The sequence below is a fragment of the Arthrobacter sp. JCM 19049 genome, from assembly GCF_001310435.1.
This window is the reverse complement of the sequence record NZ_BAXF01000144.1, coordinates 1-4,965: the sequence shown is the minus strand read 5'-3', so window position 1 is coordinate 4,965 and position 4,965 is coordinate 1. Positions and strand designations below refer to the sequence as shown.

General features: G+C 63.3%; 4 protein-coding genes and 2 pseudogenes. All 6 read left to right on the top strand.

Translation table 11 applies throughout. From position 1 onward, the window contains the following. A pseudogene (locus tag JCM19049_RS08145) lies at positions 1–565 on the top strand (phytoene desaturase); the annotation flags it as partial. Between the two features lie 109 nt (positions 566–674). After that, positions 675–1,028: a lycopene cyclase domain-containing protein gene (locus JCM19049_RS08140; RefSeq protein ID WP_054821332.1), complete on the top strand. Its 354-nt coding sequence runs from the start codon at positions 675–677 to the stop codon at positions 1,026–1,028. Positions 1,029–1,054: 26 nt separating this feature from the next. Then, positions 1,055–1,375 carry a lycopene cyclase domain-containing protein gene (locus JCM19049_RS08135; RefSeq protein ID WP_308417091.1) on the top strand — a complete coding sequence of 107 codons (321 nt, stop codon included), beginning with the start codon at positions 1,055–1,057 and terminating at the stop codon, positions 1,373–1,375. After that, positions 1,372–2,355 (top strand): prenyltransferase, encoded by a 984-nt coding sequence (locus JCM19049_RS08130; protein WP_279402751.1) that lies wholly within the window; start codon positions 1,372–1,374, stop codon positions 2,353–2,355. The genes JCM19049_RS08135 and JCM19049_RS08130 overlap by 4 nt, the downstream gene beginning before the upstream one ends. A gap of 118 nt (positions 2,356–2,473) precedes the next feature. Continuing rightward, positions 2,474–2,985, top strand: a pseudogene (idi, locus tag JCM19049_RS08125) (isopentenyl-diphosphate Delta-isomerase). A 691-nt stretch (positions 2,986–3,676) separates the two neighbouring features. Continuing rightward, on the top strand, positions 3,677–4,965 hold a 1,289-nt coding region (locus JCM19049_RS08120; protein ID WP_279402750.1), incomplete at its 3' end, for a DUF3492 domain-containing protein.

The following is a 4,965-nucleotide window of genomic DNA, read 5'->3' as shown; positions in this document are numbered from 1 at the left end:
GCACTGGCGCAAGGCCGACCCGGGGCCCGGGGCGGTGCTCGCCTGCCTGGGAGTGCGCGGCAAACTGCCGCAGCTGGAGCACCACAACCTGCTGTTCACCCGCGACTGGGATGAGAACTTCGCCCGCATCCATGCCGGGGAACAACTGCAAACCGAAACCAGTATCTACGCTTGCATGCCCAGTGCCACGGATCCTGGTGTGGCGCCGGAAGGGGATGAGAACCTGTTCCTGCTTATTCCGGCCCCGGCACGCGTGGACTGGGGCCGCGGGGGAGCTGACGGCGAAGGCTCGGTGATGGTGGAGCGGATCGCGGACGCGGCCATTGACCAGCTGGCCAGCTGGGTTGGGATCCAGGGGCTGCGCGAACGCATCGTGGTGCGCCAAACCTATGGGCCGGCCGATTTCGAGGCCACGGTGGGTGCCTGGCGTGGCGGGGCGTTGGGGCTGGCCCACACCCTGGGTCAAAGCGCCTTCCTGCGCCCGGCCAACCGCAACCCCAAGGTGCCCGGCTCTACTACGCCGGCAGCTCGGTGCGCCCCGGCATTGGCATCCCCATGTGCCTGATCAGCGGTGAGCTGGCGGCCAAGGCGGTCAACCGGGTCAACGCACCGGGCCCCTTGGGCATGGGGCACCTGCAGGGCACGGGGGCGCTGGGTGACAAGGTGGGTGGCTGATGGTTTACCTGCTGATCTTGTTGGCCCTCATTGGGTGCATGGCGCTGATCGATGCACGCTTCAAGTTGTTTATCTGCTGCCGTCCTGGCCCCGCGCTGGTCTCCCTGGTGGTGGGCACCGCGATCTTCCTGCTCTGGGATGTGCTGGCCATTGACCAGGGGATCTTCCTGCATCTGGAATCGAAGTGGATGAGCGGGGTGATGGTGGGCGACCAGCTGCCGCTGGAGGAAGTCTTCTTCCTGTTCTTCCTGTGCTACCAGGTGATGATCCTGGTCAACGGTTGGCTGCGGTGGCGGGCCCATGCACGCAAGAAACAACCGGAACCGGTGACGACGGGGGATTATCGGTCATGACTTTTCTGCAAATGGGCCTGTGCTTCGTGGCCGGTTCGCTGGTGTTGTTGATCGGCTCCATGCTGCTGCGCCGCATCCCGGTGCGGCGGATCGCTCCGGCGCTGCTGGTGGCATTGGCGGCGCTGTTCGTGCTCACCGCGATCTTTGACAATGTCATGATCGCCGCCGGCCTCTTCGACTATGGGCAGCACTCCCTGGTCGGGGTGCGCATCGGGCGGGCCCCGATAGAAGACTTTCTGTACCCGCTCAGCGCGGTGTTCTTCATGCCGGCGCTGTGGTGGCTCACCGGCGGCACGGCGCCCACCGCCAAACAGGTCCACACGCCACGACGGGGGATTGAACAATGACATCCAAACCTCGGACCACCGCAGCGTCAGGGGCACCAGCCCGGCCCGGAACAACTCCCGGATCACTGGCGGCGACGGAACCGGCAAGTGCTCAACCAAGAACCCGAAACCTCGCCAACACCCTGAAGGGGCTTGTTGCCACTTCCCGGCCCCTGTCCTGGATCAACACGGCCTACCCGTTCGCCATCGCCTACCTGCTGGCCGGAGGCGGCTTCGACTGGCGCTGGTGGGTGGGCACCGTCTTCTTCCTGATTCCCTACAACCTGGTGATGTACGGGATCAATGACGTCTTTGACTATGAATCCGACATCCGCAACCCGCGCAAGGGAGGCGTGGAAGGTGCGGTGTTGGACCGTTCCCTGCACGCCACCGTGTTATGGGCGTGTGCCCTGACGGCCTTGCCCTTCCTGGTGGCCCTGGTGCTTGGCGGCGGTGCCCGGGCCAACCTGGTGCTGGGCATATCCATGGCAGCGGTGCTGGCCTACAGTGCCCCGTACCTACGCTTCAAGGAACGCCCCTTCCTGGATTCACTGACCAGCGCCGTCCATTTTGTCTCCCCGGGCGTTTACGGCTGGGTGCTGGCCGAGGCGTCCATGGACCTCCAACCCCTGGCGGCCTTCGGCGCATTCCTGCTGTGGGGGATGGCCTCCCATGCGCTGGGCGCCATCCAGGACATTGAGCCGGACCGGCAGGCCGGGCTCTCATCGATTGCCACGGTGCTCGGGGCGCGCTGGACCGCCCGGCTGGTGGTCGGGTGGTACGTGCTGGCCGGCCTGTTGCTGCTGGTGCTGCCCGGACCGGCGAAGCTCGCCGGCCTGCTTGCGGTGCCCTATGCGTTGAACGCGCTTCCCTACCTGAACCTGGCGGATCAGGACTCAGCGACCGCCCGCTCCGCGTGGCGAAGGTTCCTGTGGCTGAATTACCTGTGCGGGTTCCTGCTGAGCATGCTGCTGATTTACCTCGTTTGGTTCTGGCAGTAAGGCGCTCGCCGGACGCGCCATGGGGAAGAGGACGTGATGCGATCCGGCCGCTGTGCCCCGCTGCGGCAAGACGGATATGGTGGTGTTTCCAATGATGAAGAGAATGGTGGAAAAGTTCATGGACGTAGTCCTGCTCTCCGAGAGCGGTCAGAGCATTGGTACGGCAGACAAGGCATCGGTGCACACCACCGAGACGCCCCTGCATCTGGCTTTTTCCTGCCACCTGTTCAACTCCGAGGCCAGGTCTTGGTCACTCGGCGTGCCCTGTCGAAGCTGACCTGGCCCGGCGTTTGGACCAATTCCTTCTGCGGTCACCCGCAACCTGCAGAGGACCCATTCGACGCTATTCGCCGGCATGCCCGCCACGAGTTGGGCTGCGATATTGCGGACTTGACGGTGACGCTGCCCGATTTTCGCTACCGGGCCACCGACGCTTCGGGTGTCGTGGAAAACGAAATCTGCCCCGTGCATACTGCACGCATCGACAGCGAGCTGTCTCCGAATCCGGAAGAGGTCATGGACTGGCAGTGGGTGGACCCTGCCCAATTGGCTGTTGCGGTGCGTGCAACCCCCTGGGCTTTCAGTCCGTGGCTCGTGATGCAGCTGCCGCAAGTGCGAGCCTACTCCTAAACGGGGGGCAGACCGAGATCGGGAGCCGACTTCCGAACTAAAAATAAACTCAAAAGTTCCTGCACGTCATAAGCCCTTTTGCGGGCAGATCGGGTGCTCGAACCTGGGGCTCGTGGTCGGCGCGAGAAGTAATGAACCTTTACCGGCGCGCCCGTGGAGCCTAGAGATTACGCAAGATTTGACAATATTTCGTCCACACGCACGACTAACAATTCACCGGTCGGCATGTGTCAACGTGCGTGTTATCTCGGCTTTGAGCTCTGTTGCATCGAAAAGTTAAGCTGAATCTGCGCAATTGGAGATCTGAACGGCACAGCCATTGCCTAATATTCATTGTGGGGGCTGTCCGTAGTGGACAGATCATTTCCGCACGACGGAGTTCGCTCCGGGAGGCGGAAAGCTAAACGCACGTGGAAACCACCTTGATCGCTTTGACGTTCATCGTGGTTTCCTCCTACAAATAAATTCTTGGGGAATTTCATGGGGATACATCCTGTACTTTTGAGCGCCCTAAATCGAGGCGCCCAATACCGCGCGGTGCGAAACGGCGAGCACCAGCCGAGCGGAATCTGCGTCCGGCGATGACGGGGTCACTGACCGGCCCAGTGCTATGGGTCGCGCCATGACCACTGCGCAGACCAATCAGAAGGAACACTCCGCTGCTGCGCCAAAGGCCGGTGCAAAGATCCGCGTGGCATTAATCGGGGAAGATACCTGCCCGGTCGCAATGGGCGCGTCGAACACCTGGAATGAGCAGCTGGTCAACGGGCTGCCGGATTACCACTTTGAGATCGTGAAGCTGGTCGGGGACCAATCTATTCCGGTGAACCTCTCCAAGAGCCCGGCGCGCGTGAGCACGATCCCGGTAGGGGATCCACCATCCCGCGCCCGACTGACCGGACGCAAGGTTGAAGAGCAACGGGTCAAGACCGCCCTGAACGAATTGTGGAACGCCGCCCTGCCGAAACAGGATCCGGAACAGTCCCACATCATGCAGGCCACCAGCGCGCTGAAGGAATTGGCCCGAGGCACCCGCCACCAGCTTGCGGCGACCCTGCACCGGATCAATAGCGCCGCACTGGTTGCCGAAGCGTGGAGCCGCCACCGCAGTAGCCGTCCGGAACTCCCGCACCTGACCACGGCACAGGCCGAACAGGTGGCGCACTACGCAAACCAGTTCCTGGCGGTGCTGGATGTCTCCTGGCCGCAGGTGGATATCTGCCACGTGACCTCGAACGGTCCGGCAGTCTTGGTTGGCCTGGCCCGCTACTGGCGCGACGGCAGCCCGTTGCTGCTGACCGAGCATGGAGTATGCCTGCGCGAACGCTACCAGGGGCTGGATGATCTTGGCCTAGCGCACCCGGTGCGCACCGCACTGCTGGGGCTGTCCCGGGTGGTCTGCCAGGTAGCCTACGCCGAGGCCGCCAAGCTGCTTCCGGTCAATGAATTCTTGGCCAAGTGGGCCCGGCAGCTCGGGGCCGACAAGCAGCGCATGCACACCGTGCATTACGGGGTGGATGCCGAGGCCTTCCCGGAGATCACCACCGAGCCGGAAGTGCCCACCGTTTCCTTCGTTGGGCCCATTGACCCCTCCATGGACGTGGCCACCATGATCCTCGCCTTTGCCACCGTCACGCAGCGGATCCCGGAGGCCAAGCTACGGATCTTTGGAAAGATTCCCAAGCAGAAGCGGGAGTACTACCAGCAGCTGACCGCACTGGTGGAGGAACTGAAGCTGGGTAACGCAGTGAGCTTCGAGGACAAGGAGCCGAACACCCGCGAAGCGGCTGAGGCAGGGCACCTGGTGGCGCTGTCCTCGGTGTCGGAACGAGTTCCGTTCAGCGTGCTGGAGGCGATGGCCTGCGCCCGCGCCACGATCTCGACCGATGTGGGCGGAACCAGGGAAATCACCGGCCACGACGGACTCTCCGGTGCGCTGGTGCCGCGGCGCAGCCCGGAAGCGCTGGCCAAGGAAATCAT